Source organism: Micromonospora sp. NPDC002411 (genome assembly GCF_053592955.1).
The window spans coordinates 1-17,392 of the sequence record NZ_JBSFBM010000129.1; the positions used below are offsets into that span (position 1 = coordinate 1).

The following is a 17,392-nucleotide window of genomic DNA, read 5'->3' on the forward strand; positions in this document are numbered from 1 at the left end:
ACGCCCCGGACCTCGCGTTGGCGTCCGCGGCCCGCAACCCGGTCAGCGAGGTGATCGACGCGCCGGCGACGGTGACCGCCCGGGCCGCCGCCACCCTCACCGCTCCCGCCGACGGCACGCTGGCGAGCCTCCCCGTCCAGCCCGGCCAGTCGGTGAAGCGCGGTCAGGTCCTCGCCGTGGTCGACTCGCCCTCCGCCCAGCAGCGGCTCCGGCAGGCGAAGGAGGCCCTGGACGCGGCGAAGCGCGCCGGCCGGGGTGTCTCCACTGGTGACCTGACCAGCAGCCGACGCGGCACGGACAAGGCCGCGAACGAGGCGTTCGACGCCGCCCGCGAGGCCGCGGAGAAGATCGCCGACCCAAAGGTGCGCGGCGCGCTGCTGACCCAGGTGACGGCCGCCCAGCGGCAGTACACCGCCGCCGCCCGCAGCGCCGACCAGGCCGTGCGCGCCGTCCAGCGGGGGATCAACGGGTTGAGCTCCGCCGTCGGCGCGCTCTCCGCGGCGCAGCGGCTCCAGGCCCAGCAGGGGTACGACCTGGCGAAGTCGACAGTGGACGCGTTGACCCTGCGCGCTCCGATCGCCGGCGTGGTGCAGCCGGGTGGCACTCGGGCCGGTGGCAGCCCGACCGGTGGTCTCGCCGGGCTGTTGGAGCAGGCCGGTGGTGCCCAGGCCGCCGGCCTCGACCCGTCCGTGCTGGCCCCCGGCCAGGGCGGGCCACCGGCCGGGGTCGACGACGCGGTAGCGGTCGGTGGCCGGGTCACCGCCGGCACACCGGTCCTGACCGTGGTGGACACCGGGCAGTTGGGGCTGCTCGCCGAGGTGGACGAGACCGACGTGCTGCTGGTCAAGGCCGGCGTGACCGCCACCGTCGAGTTGGACGCCGTCACCGGGGCCAGCTACGACGCCACCGTCCGCTCGGTCGACGTGCTGCCCACCAACTCCGCCCAGGGCGGGGTCACCTACCGGGTACGCCTCGCCCTGGGCGCCGGGAAGCTGGCCGAGGACGAGCCGGCGCCGACGCCCCGCCCCGGCATGAACGCGATAGTCCACCTGCGGGTACGCGAGGCCGCCGACGCGGTGACCGTCCCCGCCTCGGCGGTGTTCTCCGCCGACGGCCGCGACGCGGTCTGGGTGGTCCGCGACGGCAAGGCCGGGCGGGCGGCGGTGACAGTGGGCGTCCAGGGGTCCGATCTCGTGCAGATCCTCAACGGTGTCCAACCCGGCGACCGGATCGTGGTGCGCGGCACCGACCAGGTCCGTGACGGCCAGGAGGTGCGGTGACCGTCGCCCCGCCCGCGATCGAGGCGGTGGACGTGTCCCGGACGTACCAACTCGACGGGGTGTCCGTCGAGGCGCTACGCGGGGTGTCGCTGGTCGTGCAACCGGGGGACTACGTGGCCCTGGTCGGCCCGTCCGGCTCGGGCAAGTCCACCCTCATGCACCTCCTCGGCGGGTTGGACCGCCCCACCGGTGGCCGTCTGGTGATCGGTGGGCGGGACGTCAACACCCTGGCCCCATCGGAGATGGCCACCCTGCGCAACGAGACGATCGGTTTCGTCTTCCAGGCGTTCCACCTGCTACCGCGTACGTCGGCCGTGGAGAACGTGGCGCTGCCGCTGGTCTACCGGGGTGTGTCCGCCCGGCGACGGCGGGAGCGGGCGGCGGCGGTGCTCGGCCGGGTCGGCCTCGGGCACCGGCTGGACCACCGGCCCAACCAGATGTCCGGCGGCGAGCAGCAACGGGTGGCGATCGCCCGCGCGTTGGTCACCGAGCCGACCGTGCTCCTGGCCGACGAGCCCACCGGCAACCTGGACAGCGTCACCGGCGCGGCCGTGCTGGAGCTGCTGGAGCGGTTGAACGCCGAGTCCGGCGTGGCGCTGGTGATGGTCACCCACGACCAGGAGGTGGCGGCGCGTGCCCGCCGGCGGATCACCATGCGCGACGGGGTGGTCGTGGCGGACAGCGACGACCCGCTGTCCGCCCATGATCGACCGCCGTCCGTCGATCACGGTCGACCTGCGACACTGGTCCCCGCTCCCAGCGCGGAGCCCCGGTCCGCGTCCGGAAGCGGCCCGGGGCACCCACCCGGTGGCTCCGGTGGCGCCGCCGGAGCCACCGGGTGCCTTCCGCGCGAGGTCGAGCAGCGCGAGGCCGCTGCTGATCAGCCCGACATCGAGCCGCCCGGCGGCGCGACGTGAGGGTCGCCGAGGCGTGGCGGGTCGCGCTGGACGCCCTCCGCGCCAACCGACTGCGCAGCGCCCTCACCATGCTCGGGGTGATCATCGGGGTGGCCTCGGTCGTCCTGCTGGTGGCCATCGGCACCGGCACCAAACAGAAGGTCGAGCAACAGGTCGAGGGCCTCGGCTCCAACCTGCTGCTGGTCGTCCCCGGCCGGATCGAGGTGGGCAACGCTCCGGTGGTGTCGCCGCTGACCCTTCGCGACGTGGACGCCGTCACCCGGGTGGTCGGCGACCCGGACCGGGTGGCGGTCACCGTCGCCTCCGGGGCGACCGCCCGGGCCGGCAACCGCTCCGACTTCACCACAGTGCAGGGGGTGCTGGAGACCACCCCCGCGGTGTTCACCCGCTCCCTGGCCCGTGGTCGCTACCTCACCGGCACCGACGTGGACACCAGCCGACGCGTGGCGGTGCTCGGCGACTCGGTCGCCCGCGCGCTCTTCCCCGACCGGGACCCGCTCGGCCAGCAGGTGGCGCTGGCCGGTGTGCGGTTCCGGGTGATCGGCGTCTTCGCGCCCCTGGGGCAGAGCCTCGGCGTCGACCGGGACGACGAGGTGCACGTGCCGGTGACCGCCGCGCAGCGGCTCTGGGGCACCCAGCGGGTGGACGGCATCGCGGTCAAGGCACCCGACCGGGAGCGGATCGACGAGCTGGGCGAGCGGATCGTCGCCGAGCTGAACCGCCGCCACCCCGACACCGAGTTCAGCGCTGTCACGCAGCAGCAGATCCTCGGTGTGCTCGGCGACATCCTCGGCGTCCTCACCGGAGTACTGGCCGCCATCGCCGGCATCTCGTTGCTCGTCGGCGGCGTCGGTGTCTCCAACATCATGCTGGTCAGCGTCCGGGAACGGACCAGGGAGATCGGTCTGCGCAAGGCGGTCGGCGCGCGTCCCCGCGACATCGGGGTGCAGTTCCTGTTGGAAGCGGTGCTGCTCACCACGATCGGCGGGTTGACCGGAATGGCGTTGGGCGTGGGGAGCGCCCTGCTGGTTGACGCCCTGTCGCCGATCCCGGCCGCGATCACCTGGTGGTCGCTGGCGCTCGCGTTCGGCGTGTCAGCCGTGGTCGGCATCGTCTTCGGGGTCGTCCCCGCGCAGCGCGCCGGCCGCCTCGACCCGGTGGTGGCGCTGCGCGCCGAGTGAGCAGCGGCGGAACAGACGGGACGGCGGCCTCAGGTGGGCGGAAACCGGGAGCACGGATCGGGTGAACCGGTGAGGAGAAACATGATCAGTTGTACGAAGGGATCGCGCCGGTCACAACCGCCCCGCTACCGTACTGGTAACACGCGCGTCGTCGGCCCGGCCCGGAGCATCCGTCGGGTTGGCACGCGCCGGGCATGGGATGGGTCGGTGAGCCATGGCCGGGTCGCAGTCCGACGGACGGCTGTCGGAGGTCAAGTTCCTGACCGTTGCTGAGGTGGCGACGGTCATGCGGGTGTCGAAGATGACGGTCTATCGCCTGGTGCACAGCGGTGAGCTCACCGCCGTCCGGGTCGGCCGCTCATTCCGGGTGCCAGAGCATGCGGTGCACGAATATCTCCGGGGTGCTTTTCAGGAGACCGCCTGAGCCACCGCCCCGCCCTGCGAGTGCCACCTAACCGGCATCGACGGGGGCGCGTTGGTCCGGCTTACGCTCTCCGGCTACCCTGGAGCCCGACCGAGACCCCACAGGTGCGCCCCGCCGCCCAGACTGGTCCGGTCCGTTGTCCGCAAGCGGTCGCCGTCGCCACCTGCGTGGTGTCATCCGGTCCGCCCCGCACGTTGTATCGAAAGGCTGTCGTATGGGCTCGGTGGTCAAGAAGCGCCGTAAGCGCATGGCTAAGAAGAAGCACCGCAAGCTGCTGCGCAAGACCCGCGTCCAGCGTCGCCGTCTCGGCAAGTGATCGCCGCCGGGCTTACGCCCGGCGTTCGGCGTCACTTGCCTAACTGTCGATCTCCGGAGGCTCAGGTGATCAGGCCGTGGTCGTCCCGGCTCGGTCCTCCCTGCCGGGGTAGGTGCGTCAGATGACCCCCGGTGGCACCTCAGGTGCTCCGGGGGTCGTCGTCGTCACCGGGGTGGGCCGCTACCTGGGTGCCCACGTGGCGGCCCGCCTGGCCGCCGACCCTCGGATCGAACGGGTCATCGGGGTGGACGCCCCGGACTCGGGCACCGAGTTCACCGACCTGCTGGACCGGGTCGAACGAATCCGCCTCGACAGCGACTCGCTCGGCGGCCTCCTCGCCGATCTGGACGTCGACGCGGTGGTGCACCTCGCGCTGGTCAGCGCCCCCGACCAGCAGCACGGTGGTCGGTCGGCCATGAAGGACCAGAACGTCATCGGCACCATGCACCTGTTGGCCGCCTGCCAACGGGCACCCCGGCTGCGCAAGCTCGTGGTCCGCTCGTCGACCGCCGCGTACGGGGTCTCGTTCCGGGACCCGGCGGTCTTCACCGAGGAGACCGAACCGCGCGAGGTGCCACGCGGCGGGTTCGGCCGCGACATTCTCGACCTCGAGGGGTACGTTCGCGGCTTCCGCCGCCGCCGGCCCGACGTCACCGCGACGGTGCTGCGCTTCGCGCCGTTCATCGGTTCGACCGCCGACACCACATTGACCCGCTACTTCGCGCAGCCGTTCGTGCCGACCGTCTTCGGCCGTGACCCCCGTCTGCAGTTCCTGCACTTCGACGACGCGTTGGAGGTGCTGCACCGGTCGATCGTCGAGGACCATCCCGGCACCTACAACGTCGCCGGTCCGGGTGTGCTGTCGCTGTCGCAGGCGATCCGGCGGGCCGGCCGGGTGGCTGTGCCGGTGCTGGAACCGGGTCTCTCCGGTGCCGCGGCACTGGCCCGCACCATGGGCTTCGGCCGTTACGGCCTGGACCAGGTCGACCTCTTCGTGCACGGCCGCGTGGTCGACACCAGCCGGCTGGAGCAGGAGTACGGCTTCACGCCGCGCTCCACCGCCGAAGCGTTCGAGGACTTCATCCGCGCCCACCACGGTGGGGTGGTGGTCACCCGGGACCAGTTGGCAGTTGCCGAACAGCTCGTCCGGGACGGCATCCGACAGGTCCGCGCGGCAGTAACGGAGCGGGCACCGTGAGCGCGAGGAGTGAGCCGGGTTTGCGAGCCCCGCAGTCGCGAACCGAGGTGGCACTGTGACCGGGCCCGCGGAGGGACGTGACCCGCAGGGGGTCGGGCGTTTCGACGTACCGCAGCAGTCGCCCGCGCCGGACGCGGAGCCGGCGCGGCGTAACGGGCACCGGCCGGTCGCGCGGGTCGCGCCGACCCCGCCCCCGACGCCGCCTGCCGACGAGGTCGACACCGCTGCCACCGACGAGCCCGTCGCGAACGCGGGCGACCCCGCGGACGCTGGGATGTCGGGTGGCACCGAGCCGGCCGTGGCGGACCGGCCGGGGGACCACTGGGACAGCAAGGTCGCGAACGGTCTGGCGTTCCTGCGCCGGCGGCTCTCTGGTGACTACGAGGTCGACGAGTTCGGCTTCGACTCGGAGTTGACCGACGCGGTCTTCCACCCGCTGCTGCGGCTGCTCTACCGCGACTGGTTCCGCACCGAGGTCAGTGGTGTCGAGCATGTGCCGGTCGACGGGCCTGCCCTGGTGGTCGGCAACCACTCGGGGACTGTGGCGCTGGACGCGTTGATCCTCTCGGCGGCGCTGCACGACAAGCACCCCGCGCACCGCTACCTGCGGCTGCTCGGCGCCGACCTGGTCTTCCGGATGCCGGTGGTCTCCGAGATCGCCCGCAAGACCGGTGGCACTGTGGCCTGCAACCCGGACGCGGAGCGGCTGCTCGGCGCGGGTGACCTGGTCGGCGTGTTCCCCGAGGGTTTCAAGGGGATCGGCAAGCTCTACGCCGACCGGTACAAGCTCCAACGGTTCGGGCGGGGCGGTTTCGTCTCGGCGGCGCTGCGCACCGGCACACCGATCGTGCCGGTCGCCATCGTGGGTGGCGAGGAGATCTACCCGATGCTCGCCGACATCAAGCCGCTGGCGCGGCTGCTCAAGCTGCCGTACTTCCCGGTGACGCCGACCTTTCCGTGGCTCGGGCCGTTGGGCATGGTGCCGCTGCCGAGCAAGTGGCTGATCGAGTTCTGCCCGCCGATCCCCACCGCCCACCTGACCGACTCGGCGGACGACCCGCTGGTGGTGTTCAACCTCGCCGACCAGGTGCGGGAGACCATCCAGCAGACCGTGCACACGCTGCTGGAGCGACGGCCCGACCCGTTTGGCCCCTGAGCCGGCCAACACGACAGCCGGCCAACGCGACAGCGTGACGCGTGAGGTCAGCCGGCGCGACGGCGTCGCTGTAGGGCCAGGCCGGCGGTGACCGCGCCGGCGACCAACCCGGCTGCCGCTGTCGACGGCACCGCGATCTTCACCGCCCGCCGGCCAGTGCGGAAGTCCCGCACCTCCCAACCGTGCCGGCGGGCCTGACGCAGCAGGCTGCCGTCCGGGTTGACGGCCACCGCCCTGCCCACCGCGGAGAGCAGCGGCAGGTCGTTGGCGGAGTCGCTGTAGGCGGCGCAGCGGGTCAGGTCGAGCCCTTCCACCGCGGCGAGCTGGGTGACCGCCTCGGCCTTCGCCGGCCCGTGCATCAGGTCACCCACCAACCGCCCGGTGTACGCCCCGTCCAGCACCTCGGCCACAGTGCCGATAGCACCGGTGAGACCGAGCCTGGCGGCGATCACCCGGCCGATCTCCACCGGGGCGGCGCTGACCAGCCACACCCGCTGGCCGGCGTCCAGGTGGCGTTGTGCGAGTTGGTGGGTGCCGGCCCAGATCCGGGGAGCCATCATCTCGTCGAAGATCTCCTCCGCGAGGTGCTCCACCTCGTCGACCCGCCAGCCCTGCACGAAGGCCAGCGCGGCCTCCTTGGCCAGTGACATGTCACCCGCGTGTTCCCGGGCGAGCAGCCGGAACCGGAGCTGCTGCCAGGCGAATCGAGCCAGATCACCGGTGGTGAGGTAGTTGCGGGAGGCGAGCCCACGGGCGAACCAGTAGATCGACGCGCCCTGCATCATCGTGTTGTCCACGTCGAAGAACGCCGCGGCCGCCGTGTCCGGTGCGGTGGCCGGAGCCAGGTCGGTCTCCGCCCAGCCCGCAGTGTGCCCCTCGGCGTCGGTGCTGACCGTCACCTTACGGCTGCGCGCCACGCGACTCCCTTCCTCACCGGTACGACGGATGCCTCCCAGCGAGGGTATCCGCCGCAGACGGTCGACCGGCCGAGCACACAACGAACTGTGGCGCGGCCGGTCGGACGTGCGGTATAGGGATCAGCGGGACCCGGGGCAGGCCTTCGGATCGGGCCCGAGGGTGTCGCTGGTGGTCGGGGCCGGGAGGCCGCAGGCGATTGCCGCGCGCAGCGAGTCCGAACGTTCCCGGATGTCGTCCAGGAGGAGCAGCGACCGCTGGGTGCGTTCCCGGTCGGCGCGGGTGCTCCCGTCGAGCAGGCCGCTCACCGCGCGACGTTGGCTTGCGACGAAGGTGTTGAGGGTGTCCAGGCTGCCCGGCTCGGCCCGCTGCACCGCGGCGGAGGTGAGCAGGCGGACGCCCTGCCGGGTGTCGGCGTCCATGTCGTCGAGGACCGCGCTGTAGCCGATCCGGTCGCCGCGCATTTTGGCGGCTTCGCCGAGCCTGGTCCGGGCGAAGTCCAGGAAGAGCTGGCCGCGGCTGATGTCCGAGCTGGCCAGGGCGAGCTGGGCGCGTTCGGTCGAGCGCTTCATGCCGTAGAGCGCGTCGCCGGGCACCGCGTTCTCGCTGGCGGCGGAGATGCCGGAGACAGCGATGGCGCCGGCGGCGATGCCGACCAGGATCGCGCCCCGGGCTCGGGCCCGCCGCGCGGTGACCGCCGGTAGCAGCCGCCCGCGGGTCGTCGTGGTGGCCGCTTCGCTGGCTGCCGGGGCGGTGCCCAGCCCTTCCCGTTCGGCCGTCGCGAGCAGCATCGCCCGCAGGCCGGTCCGGAATTCCGGGTTCACCTCGACAGCCGGGGGATCGACGCTGAGTCGCTGGCCCACCGCTACGAGTGGCGCGAGTTGGGCGTCCACCCGCGATCGCACGTGGTGCCGCCGAGCCCCGTTGGCCTCGTCGAGAAGCTGCGCGAAGCGCTCGGCGCGCCGGCGGGAGAAGAGGATGTCGTCCACCGCAGGCACCTCCTCTCGCTGGTCACGGCCGGTCGGCCGCCGTCGTTGCCAGCGACCGGGCGGCAGTGTGACACCACGGAGGTGAGGTGCCGCCGGCGTACCGGTGGGACCTCGGTGCCCGGGCCTGCCGGGACCTCCACCGGTCGCACCCGGAGAAACGCGGCGGACCGGGCACGGGTTACGGGCCAGGCGGGGCGGAAATTACACAAAGTGATGGTTGTCACCGGGCTGCACCGGCTCTGAGCTGGGCAGACGTTGATCGACATCCATCGGTCTCTCGAAACAATCTACGGTTGGAAGCCGTCCGGGAGGAGTCGGGCCAGGGCGCGAACCGCCCGGTACTGGAGGGCCTTGATGGCGCCCTCGTTCTTGCCCATGGCGCGGGCCGTTTCGGCGACCGAGAAACCCTGGAGGAAGCGGAGAACGATGCACTCCTGCTGCTCCGGGTTGAGTTGCTTCACGGCGGTGAGCAGCGCGACGTTGGTGATGTGCTCCACCACCGCGGCCTCCGGGCTGCCCTCGGGGCCCCGGTCCTCCCGGTCGGCGTCGAGCACGTCGCCGGTGGTGACCTCCAGCCGGTACCGGCCCGACTTGAAGTGGTCCGCCACCAGGTTGCGGGCGATCGTCACCAGCCAGGCGCCGAGGTCGCGACCCTGCCAGGTGAAGCTGCCGATCCGCTTGAGCGCGCGCAGGAAGGTGTCCGAGGTGAGGTCCTCGGCGAGTTGGCGGTTGCCGACCCGGAAGTAGACGAACCGGAAGACAGTGTCCACATACCGGTCGTAGATCAGGCCGAACGCCTCGGAATCGCCGGCCTGGGCCCGCTCGATCAGCGTCCAGACCTCGGTGGCCGGGTCGGACGGGTCCGGGCGGCTCGGGAACCCGGTCGGGGTGGTGGCGGGTTCGGCCGGCACCGCCGGAATCACCGCCGCCTCCGCCGGCACCGCCGGAATCACCGCCGTCTCGCCCGCCGCCGGGTCGGTGGTCACCGCGGGTGTGTCGCTTCCCCGTCGGCCCTGCGCGGGCAACGGCCGGGGGGGTGCACCGACCCGGCCCCCGGGCGTCTTCGCGTTGCCGCCGGGCGCCGACGGGCGCGGTGTGGGTTCGTTGGTGTGTGGCCGACTGCGGATCCGCTGCGCCGCGCCGTCGCCCCGCACGGCGGTGCCGTGTGGATCGTCCAGCGGGGAACGGGCCGTGGGTCGCTCGTTGACGTGGGAGCGAGCCGGCTGACCGGTCAGGCCGAGCGGGCGTTCCGCGTAACCGAAGGTGGTCACCGTGCTGCCCCCGCCCCGTTGTCGGTCGGACGGGTCGGTCTGTGGGTCGTCGGGACGGGCCGACCGGGCTCCCGGTCGGGCAGAACGGTCGCGGGGATTGCCGACGGGCGGCAATTCCCCTGGAGGTGCTGGTCCAATGCGCTCACAGGCACGGGGGCCTCCTCGGGCTGAGGGGTGTCGACTCACGGCAAATGGGGTGACCCGACCCGAGTGATGATAGGGCCAACGTCACCCGCGCGTGGCAAGTCCGTTACACAAGGCGGAAGTATTTCCCGCTCCGTCGCACCAATGCCGGACCGGTTGTCCGTCGTGTGCGTTTGACTTTCCGTTCGCACGCTGTTCCACAATGGAATACCTGATCGGGGGCTTGTTGGACGTTCGGTCGGCCCGTCGCGTCGGGTGGTCGCACGGGCGCGCCGAAGCGCTTGTGGACGGCGTCGCCCGTCCCATCGGCAGGACCCGATCGGGCCGCCGATGGCACACGGCGCAGTCCCGTCGATGGGACTCTCGTGTGGTCGCCGCCCAGGCGCGGACCCACCCGTCGGGCGTGGCCTGTCGTCGCCCGCTGTGCCAGACTCGATCACCGTGCAGGACGCCTCGGTAAACCCCGCGCCGAACCTCGCCGACCGGGTCCGCCGGGCGGCTCACGACCGCGACGACCGGGCCGCGCTGCACTGGCGCGACCAGACGGTCAGCTGGTCCGACCTGGACGCCGCCGTGGACGCCGCCGCGCGCGGTCTGTCCGCCGCCGCCCCGCACACCGACCCCGGCGGTACGCCGCCACGCGTCGCGATCGCGCTGCCGAACACCATCGACTTCGTGGTCACCTGGCTCGGCGCTCTGCGGGCGGGATTGGTCGCCGTGCCGGTCAACCCCGGCCTCACCGCACCGGAACTGCGGCACGTGTTGTCCGACTCCGGCGCGTCGGTGCTCGTCGCCACCGACCAGGTCCGAAACCTCGTCGCCGACCTGACCGCCGAACTGCCCGCGCTCGTCGCCGTGCACAGCACGCCGCCGACAGCCGACTCACCCGGCCCGGCCCGCCCGCGCCGAGGCGGCACCGACCTGGCGGTACTGCTCTACACCTCCGGCACCGAGGGGCGACCCAAGGGGGCGATGCTCTCGCACCGGGCGCTGCTCGCCAACCTCCAGCAGGTCGACGGGATCGAACCGCCGGTGGTCGGGCCGGCGGATACTGTGCTGCTCGCGTTGCCGCTGTTCCACGCGTACGGGCTCAACTCGGGGCTCGGTGCCGTCATCGACAACGGCGCAACCGGGGTGCTGCTCGACGAGCTGGGCCCGACCGCAGGGCTGGACGAGATCGCCCGGCACCGGGTCACCGTGCTGGTCGGCGTACCGTCGATGTTCCTGACCTGGGCCGACGCCCCCACGGCCCGCGCGGCGACCGCGTCGGTGCGGGTGGCGGTCTGTGGCGCGGCGCCGCTGGAACCCCCGGTCGCGGCGCGCTTCACCGAGGCCACCGGGCATCAGGTGCACATCGGGTACGGCCTCACCGAGACCGCCCCGGTGCTGACCTCCACCCTGGTGGGTGGTGTGGCCAAGGCCGGCTCGATCGGCCGTCCACTGCCCGGGGTGGGGTTACGCCTGGTCGGCGCCGACGGGGTGGACCTCTGGCGCGACGGGCTTGCCGTCCCCGACGACGACCCGGACGAGCTGGACATCTCCGATATGACGCCGGGCACCGACCCGGGGCAGATCGTCGTGCGCGGCCCCAACCTCTTCGACGGCTACTGGCCCGACGGTCGGGGTGGGCCCGACGCCGACGGCTGGTGGGGCACCGGGGACATCGCCTACGCCGACGAGGACGGGGACCTCTTCCTGGTCGACCGGCTCGGCGAGCTGATCCTGGTCAACGGATTCAACGTCTATCCGCACGAGGTCGAGTTGGTGCTGGCCGGGCACCCCGAGGTGGCCGAGTCGGCGGTACTGGGTGTGCCGCACCCGCGGACCGGCGAGACTGTGCGGGCGTACGTGGTGCCGAAGCCGGGGCGACCGGTGACCAGCGACGACCTGCTCGCCCACTGCGCACGGAACCTCGCCCGGTTCAAGTGCCCGACCGCCGTCGAGATCGTCGACGCCCTGCCCCACTCGGCGATCGGCAAGGTACGCAAGACCCAGCTCCGGTCGGCGGCCCCGGCCGGAGCGTCCGCACCCGCCGACACCCGCACGGAGGTAACCGATGGCCACTGACGCCCGGCTCGCCCTGATCACCCGACCCGGCTGCCACCTGTGCGACGACGCCAAGGCGGCGCTCGACCGGGTGGTGGCGGTCACCGGCGACAAGTGGGTCGAGTGGGACGTCACCGGCGACGAGGGCCTGGAGCGGGAGTACGGGGACCGGCTGCCGGTGGTGATGCTGGACGGCAAGGAGCACGGTTACTGGCGGGTCGAGGAGGACCGGCTGCTGCGGGACCTGACCACGCCGCAGCTCTGAAACGGGGCCTAGGGTGCTCTGATGACCACTGCGCACCCGCACCTCGTCTGGGACTGGAACGGCACCCTGCTCAACGACCTCAGCCTGGTGGTGTCCGCCACCAACGTCGTCTTCGCCAGCCTCGGCGGGCCGACGGTCACCCTGGACGAGCACCGGGTGCGGTTCCGCCGACCGATCGCCGAGTACTACGCCGAGGTGCTCGGCCAGGCCGTCGACGACGACGAGTTCGGCCGACTGGACCGGATCTTCCACGACGCGTACCGCACCGGGTTGACCACCTGTGAGCTGGCCGCCGACGCGCGCACCGCGATGGCCGCCTGGCCGGGCGGCCAGAGCCTGCTCTCCATGTGGTTCCACGAGGAGCTGGTGCCGACCGTGCACACGTACGGGCTGACCGGCCACTTCGCCCGGGTCGACGGGCTGCGGGCCACTGTCGGCGGCGGCCGTAAGGCCGAGTCGCTCCAACTGCACCTGGCCGAGCTGGGCGTGGACGGCACCTCGGTGGTGCTGATCGGTGACTCCATCGACGACGCGGACGCGGCGACCGCTGTGGGCGGCCGGGCGGTTCTTTACACCGGCGGGTTCACCGACCCGGCCCGGCTGCGCGCCTCCGGTCACCCGGTGGCCGACACCCTCACCGACGCGGTGACCCTGGCCCGGCAGGTCAGTTTCGCAGATAGGTGAGGACGGCCAGCACCCGACGGTGCTGCTCGGTGTCCGGCGGCAGGGTGAGCTTGGTGAAGATGTTGCGTACGTGCTTCTCCACCGCCCCGTCGCTGACCACGAGGGCGCGGGCGATGGCGGTGTTCGAACGCCCCTCCGCCATCAACGCGAGCACCTCACGCTCGCGTGGGGTCAGTTCGCTCAGCGGGTCGTCGCGGCGGCGGCGGGCGAAGAGCTGACCGACCACCTCCGGGTCGAGCACCGTGCCGCCGCCGGCGACCCGGCGTAGGGCGTCCAGGAACTCGTCGATCGCCGCGACCCGGTCCTTGAGCAGGTAACCGATCCCACCACCGGAGCCGCCGGTGGTGGCGAGCAGATCATCGGCGTACGAGACCTCGACGTACTGGGAGAGCACCAGGATCGGGGTACGCGGCACCAGCCGACGGGCCTCCACCGCCGCCCGCAGCCCCTCGTCGGTGTGTGACGGCGGCATCCGGACGTCGACGATCGACACGTCGGGCTGGTGCTCCACCACCGCCTCGACCAGCGCGTCGCCGTCCCCGACGGCGGCCACCACCTGGTGCCCACTCTCGGTCAGCAGCCGGACCAGCCCTTCGCGGAGCAGGACGGCGTCGTCGGCGATCACGATGCGCATGGCTGTGTTGTCTACCACGTCGGGGCTGCCTTTCGGTGGTTCACAGCGGCAGGTCGGCGCGGACCTCGGTGGGGCCGCCGCTCGGGCTGACCACGGTCAGCTCACCGCCGGCGGCCCGTACCCGGTCGGCGATTCCGGCCAGACCGTGACCCTTGGCGAGGTGTGCGCCGCCCTGTCCGTCGTCACCCACCCTCACCTGGAGGTGGGCGCCGTGCCGGGCGACGGCCACCGTGGCCTCGGTGGCCCGGGCGTGCTTGGCGACGTTGGTCAACGCCTCGGCCACCACGAAGTACGCGGTGTTCTCCACCGCCGGGTCGAGCCGCCCGGCCGGGGTGCCGAGCTGCGGATCCACCTGTAGCTCGATCGGGACCAGCCCGCGGGCGGCAATGGCGGCCAGGGCGCTGGGCAGGCCCCTGTCGACCAGGATCGGTGGGGCGATGCCCCGGGACAGCGCCCGCAACTCGGCCAGCGTGTCCCGGGTCTGGGTGACCGCCTCGTCGATGGTCCGGCCGGCCGCCTCCGGGTCGGAGGCGAGCTGCATCCGGGCACGGCTGAGGTCCATCGCCAGCCGGACCAGCCGCTGCTGGGGGCCGTCGTGGATGTCGCGTTCCAACCGGCGCAGCGCGGACGCCTCGGCGGACACGGCGGCCCGCTTCTGCTCCTCCAGCACCGTGATCCGGTCCCGCATCTCGGCCACCCCGGTGAGCATGGCCTTGGCGAAGCTGGCCTGGAGCAGCGCGCAGCCCCGGACCACGATCGGCAGGGTGATCAGGAAGAACACCCCGAGCGCGGTGTTCAGGCCGATCCGGGCGGTGGTCGAGTCCCCCAGGCCGAGCAGTTGGGCCAGATCCTGGTCGCCCTCCCCGGAGGGGTGGGGCAGGGCCCAGTCGTACGCCCAGTAGAGCGAGCCGGCGATCGCGGCGGCCCACCACGCCACCGTCACCACGAAGGTGCCGACCGCCGCGATCAGCCGCAGGATGCCGTGTGCCAGGTCGAGCCAGGACTGGGCGTCCCGCATCGGCACGAAGATCCGCCGCCAGGCGTTCGCCCCCGCCTCGGGGAGTCGGTAGTGCGGGCGGATCCGCGGCTGGCGGAGCACCGAGGGCAGCCGCAGCCGCTCGACGTCGGCCAGCGCGCGGGCCGCGTACAGGGTGCCGCTGAGGATCGGCAGGCCGATCACGGTGACCACCAGGCCGACGCCGACCGAGAGGCCGACGATCAGGACGATGAAGCTGGCCAGCGCCAGGGGCAGGCCGAGCAGCACGTACCCGGAGTCGAGGAAGAGTTGGCGGGGGATGCTCGGCGCCAGAGTCGGTGGCTCGCTGGTGGCGGCAACGGCGGTCATGCCAAAAGGCTAGGCATCCGGACCTCCCGCCCCCATCCCGAAGCCCCGCCTCTCCTCCGTAGTGCTGCCCCTACCACCTGCGGGACGACCTCCGGAAGGCTCGGCGCGGGATTGGTCAGAGAAGTCGGGATTGAGCAATAATCGCCCGGGCGGCGCGCGGGCAGACCCGCCGGATCGATCTTGCGGAATGGAGGTGCTGGTGAGGTTGCGTGACGCAGCGGCAAGATCGCGATTTGTGCACGTCTTCACAAGCGCCTACGCTGTGACTCCGACGCGCCCTGCTAGCACAGCCGGCAACCTCGGTCGCCAGCGGGAGTCCATAAGCGGCCGACCAGCGGAGTTGGCCGAGGATCGCACCGCACGGAGTCTCATGAGTCAGCACCGTCACCCAGGCGCGCCCGGCCGCGCCGGTGCCGTACCAGCGCTCCCGGACCTGCCCGAGGCGACCGTCGCTCGGCTCCCGGAATACCTGCGCGCGCTGCACAACCTCGCCGACAGCGGGCACGAGACGGTCTCCAGCGAGGGCCTCTCCGCCGCTGCCGGAGTCAACTCCGCGAAGCTCCGCAAGGACCTCTCACACCTTGGCTCGTACGGCACCAGGGGAGTCGGCTACGACGTCGCGCTCCTGATCGAGCAGATCGAGTATGTGCTCGGGCTCACCCAACGACGGGCTGTCGCCCTGGTCGGCGTGGGTAATCTCGGTCACGCCCTGGCCGGCTACGACGGCTTCGCCAGCCGAGGCTTCCGGATCGCCGCACTGCTCGACGCCGATCCCTCCCGCGTCGGCGAGGTGATCAACGGCCTGGTCGTCCGGCATGTCGACGACCTACCCACAGTCGCCGCCGAGGAATCCCTCGCGATCGGCGTGATCGCCACCCCGGCCGCCGCCGCCCAGCAGGTCGCCGACCAACTGGTCGCCGTCGGCGTGACGAGCATCCTCAACTTCGCGCCGTGCGTACTCTCGGTTCCGGAGGGGGTCGACGTGCGCAAGGTCGACCTCGCCATCGAGCTGCAGATTCTGTCCTTCCACGAGCACCGCAAGGCATCGCTGACCGCGCTGCCCGCCACCGGCGGGTCCGCTCTCACCGCCCTGCCCGGCGGGTTCGCGGCCACCGACACCCAGGAGGCGATCGGCACGTGAAACTGCTCGTCGTCGGCGCGTCCTACCGGACCGCCCCGGTCGCCACGCTGGAGCAGCTGGCCGTGCCCCCCGCCGACCTGACCCGAACCCTGGACCGCCTGATCGCCCAGCCGTACGTCTCCGAGGCGGTGATCGTCTCCACCTGCAACCGGGTGGAGGTGTACGCCGCCGTGTCCGGTTTCCACGGCGGGCTCGGCGACGTCTGCGCCGTCCTGGCCGAACAGGCCGGCAGCCCACCCGCGGCGCTCGCCAGCCACCTGTACGTGCACTACGACACCGCCGCCGTGGACCACGTCTTCCGGGTCGCCACCGGCCTGGACTCGATGGTCGTCGGCGAGGCGCAGATCCTCGGGCAGTTGCGTGACGCGTACCACTGGGCCACCGGCGCCGACTCGGCCGGCCGCCTGCTGCACGAGCTGATGCAGCAGGCCCTGCGGGTCGGCAAGCGGGCCCACGCCGAGACCGGCATCGACCGGGCCGGCCAGAGCGTCGTCACCGCCGCGCTGGAGTTGGCCGCCGGGCACCTCGACGGCGACCTGGTGGGCCGCCCGGCCCTGGTGGTCGGCGCCGGCGCGATGGGCTCGCTCGGAGTGGCCACGCTGTCCCGACTGGGAGCCGGCCCGCTCACCGTCAGCAACCGGGGCGCCGACCGGGCCGTCCGGCTCGCCGAGTCGTACGGGGCGAGTGCCGCGCCGATGACCGAGCTGGCCGACACCCTCTCCACAGTGGACATCGTAGTGGCCGCCACCGCGTCCACCGAACCGGTCCTCACCCGTACGTTGGTCAGCGCCGCCCTGGCCGAACGGGACCCGGCCCGAGGTCCGCTCGTCCTGCTTGACCTGGCCGTCCCGCGCGACGTCGAAGAGGGCGTTGCCGAGCTGCCCGGCGTCGAGGTGATCGACATCGACCGGATGGCGGCGCTGCTCGCCGACGGTCCGGCCGCCGCCGACGCCGCAGCCGTCGAACGGATCGTGCTGAGCGAGGTGGAGGGTTTCCTCACCTGGCTGCGCGGAGCCGACGTGGCACCCACAGTGGCCGCGCTGCGCGGTCGCGCCGACGACGTCGTCACCGCCGAGCTGCGCCGGCTCGCCCAGCGCCGCCCCGACCTCGGCGACGACCTGCGAGCCGAGGTGGCCCGCACGGTGCACCGGGTCGTGCAGCGACTGCTGCACCAACCCACCGTCAAGGTCCGGCAGTTGGCCGCCGAGCCCGGCGGCGACCAGTACGCGGCCCTGCTGCGCGAACTGTTCGACCTCGAGGTCCCGCAGACCTCGCCGGTGGACACCGTTCCGGACGTGCTCACGCCCGACCTCGGCCTGCCGTTGCCCGGCACCGACCCGATGCCCCGGGTCGACACCGCCGAGCCGACCCCGCCCACCGGAGGTGCGCGATGACCGCCCCCCTGCGCCTCGGCCTCGACGTCGCCCGTACCCATCAGATCCTGCCGTTGCTCTCGCCGCTCTGCGGGACCTCGTCGGCCTCGGCC

17 protein-coding genes are annotated in these 17,392 nt (G+C 72.4%); 12 read left to right on the plus strand and 5 right to left on the minus strand.

The genetic code is table 11. The features are described 5' to 3' along the window. The 7 genes from ACWCO3_RS16980 to ACWCO3_RS17010 form a co-directional block, all read left to right on the plus strand. Positions 1-1,280: efflux RND transporter periplasmic adaptor subunit (locus ACWCO3_RS16980; RefSeq protein WP_450010801.1), on the plus strand; the 1,280-nt coding region annotated here is incomplete at its 5' end. Then, positions 1,277-2,197, plus strand: a complete 921-nt coding sequence (locus ACWCO3_RS16985) for an ABC transporter ATP-binding protein (RefSeq protein ID WP_450010803.1) — start codon at positions 1,277-1,279, stop codon at positions 2,195-2,197. The genes ACWCO3_RS16980 and ACWCO3_RS16985, both read left to right, overlap by 4 nt. Beyond that, on the plus strand, positions 2,194-3,378 hold the full coding sequence (locus ACWCO3_RS16990; protein WP_450010805.1) for an ABC transporter permease: 1,185 nt from the start codon (positions 2,194-2,196) through the stop codon (positions 3,376-3,378). Before ACWCO3_RS16985 ends, ACWCO3_RS16990 begins: the two co-directional genes overlap by 4 nt. A 214-nt stretch (positions 3,379-3,592) precedes the next feature. Further along, positions 3,593-3,802, plus strand: a complete 210-nt coding sequence (locus ACWCO3_RS16995) for a helix-turn-helix domain-containing protein (RefSeq protein ID WP_007465625.1) — start codon at positions 3,593-3,595, stop codon at positions 3,800-3,802. 214 nt (positions 3,803-4,016) lie between these two features. Continuing rightward, a complete protein-coding gene (locus ACWCO3_RS17000; protein WP_007465623.1) occupies positions 4,017-4,118 on the plus strand; it encodes a 30S ribosomal protein bS22 in 102 nt (33 codons plus the stop codon). A gap of 121 nt (positions 4,119-4,239) precedes the next feature. After that, on the plus strand, positions 4,240-5,316 hold the full coding sequence (locus tag ACWCO3_RS17005; RefSeq protein WP_357834465.1) for an NAD-dependent epimerase/dehydratase family protein: 1,077 nt from the start codon (positions 4,240-4,242) through the stop codon (positions 5,314-5,316). A gap of 274 nt (positions 5,317-5,590) precedes the next feature. Then, positions 5,591-6,472 carry a lysophospholipid acyltransferase family protein gene (locus tag ACWCO3_RS17010; protein ID WP_145785431.1) on the plus strand — a complete coding sequence of 294 codons (882 nt, stop codon included), beginning with the start codon at positions 5,591-5,593 and terminating at the stop codon, positions 6,470-6,472. Positions 6,473-6,519: 47 nt separating this feature from the next. Here ACWCO3_RS17010 and ACWCO3_RS17015 read toward each other — a convergent pair whose 3' ends face one another. The 3 genes from ACWCO3_RS17015 to ACWCO3_RS17025 form a co-directional block, all read right to left on the minus strand. Further along, positions 6,520-7,389, minus strand: coding sequence for an HAD family hydrolase (locus tag ACWCO3_RS17015; protein ID WP_269682210.1), 870 nt, complete (start codon positions 7,387-7,389; stop codon positions 6,520-6,522). 120 nt (positions 7,390-7,509) lie between these two features. Further along, positions 7,510-8,385: a DUF5667 domain-containing protein gene (locus ACWCO3_RS17020; RefSeq protein WP_208744921.1), complete on the minus strand. Its 876-nt coding sequence runs from the start codon at positions 8,383-8,385 to the stop codon at positions 7,510-7,512. Between the two features lie 278 nt (positions 8,386-8,663). Continuing rightward, the gene (locus tag ACWCO3_RS17025; protein ID WP_450010809.1) at positions 8,664-9,647 is read right to left on the minus strand and encodes an ECF subfamily RNA polymerase sigma factor, BldN family; all 984 of its coding nucleotides are present in this window, start codon (positions 9,645-9,647) and stop codon (positions 8,664-8,666) included. Positions 9,648-10,145: 498 nt separating this feature from the next. Between ACWCO3_RS17025 and ACWCO3_RS17030 the strand changes: the two genes are divergently transcribed. From ACWCO3_RS17030 to ACWCO3_RS17040, 3 genes are read left to right on the plus strand one after another with little or no spacing between them, the layout of a single operon-like run. Next, positions 10,146-11,858: an AMP-binding protein gene (locus ACWCO3_RS17030; protein ID WP_450010811.1), complete on the plus strand. Its 1,713-nt coding sequence runs from the start codon at positions 10,146-10,148 to the stop codon at positions 11,856-11,858. After that, positions 11,848-12,102 carry a glutaredoxin family protein gene (locus ACWCO3_RS17035; RefSeq protein ID WP_030329740.1) on the plus strand — a complete coding sequence of 85 codons (255 nt, stop codon included), beginning with the start codon at positions 11,848-11,850 and terminating at the stop codon, positions 12,100-12,102. Before ACWCO3_RS17030 ends, ACWCO3_RS17035 begins: the two co-directional genes overlap by 11 nt. 21 nt (positions 12,103-12,123) lie before the next feature. Beyond that, positions 12,124-12,786: an HAD family hydrolase gene (locus ACWCO3_RS17040; protein WP_450010813.1), complete on the plus strand. Its 663-nt coding sequence runs from the start codon at positions 12,124-12,126 to the stop codon at positions 12,784-12,786. Here ACWCO3_RS17040 and ACWCO3_RS17045 read toward each other — a convergent pair. Then, complete coding sequence (locus ACWCO3_RS17045; RefSeq protein WP_145778785.1) at positions 12,767-13,420, minus strand: response regulator; 654 nt, start codon at positions 13,418-13,420, stop codon at positions 12,767-12,769. The genes ACWCO3_RS17040 and ACWCO3_RS17045 overlap by 20 nt on opposite strands. Positions 13,421-13,460: 40 nt before the next feature. Beyond that, positions 13,461-14,765, minus strand: coding sequence for a sensor histidine kinase (locus ACWCO3_RS17050; protein WP_145778786.1), 1,305 nt, complete (start codon positions 14,763-14,765; stop codon positions 13,461-13,463). 370 nt (positions 14,766-15,135) lie between these two features. On the opposite strand from ACWCO3_RS17050, the gene ACWCO3_RS17055 reads away from it, so the two are divergent. Then, entirely contained in the window at positions 15,136-15,906 is a 771-nt protein-coding gene (locus tag ACWCO3_RS17055; RefSeq protein WP_145778787.1) for a redox-sensing transcriptional repressor Rex, read from the plus strand. After that, entirely contained in the window at positions 15,903-17,300 is a 1,398-nt protein-coding gene (locus ACWCO3_RS17060) for a glutamyl-tRNA reductase (RefSeq protein WP_145778788.1), read from the plus strand. Before ACWCO3_RS17055 ends, ACWCO3_RS17060 begins: the two co-directional genes overlap by 4 nt. Positions 17,301-17,392: the final 92 nt, after the last annotated feature.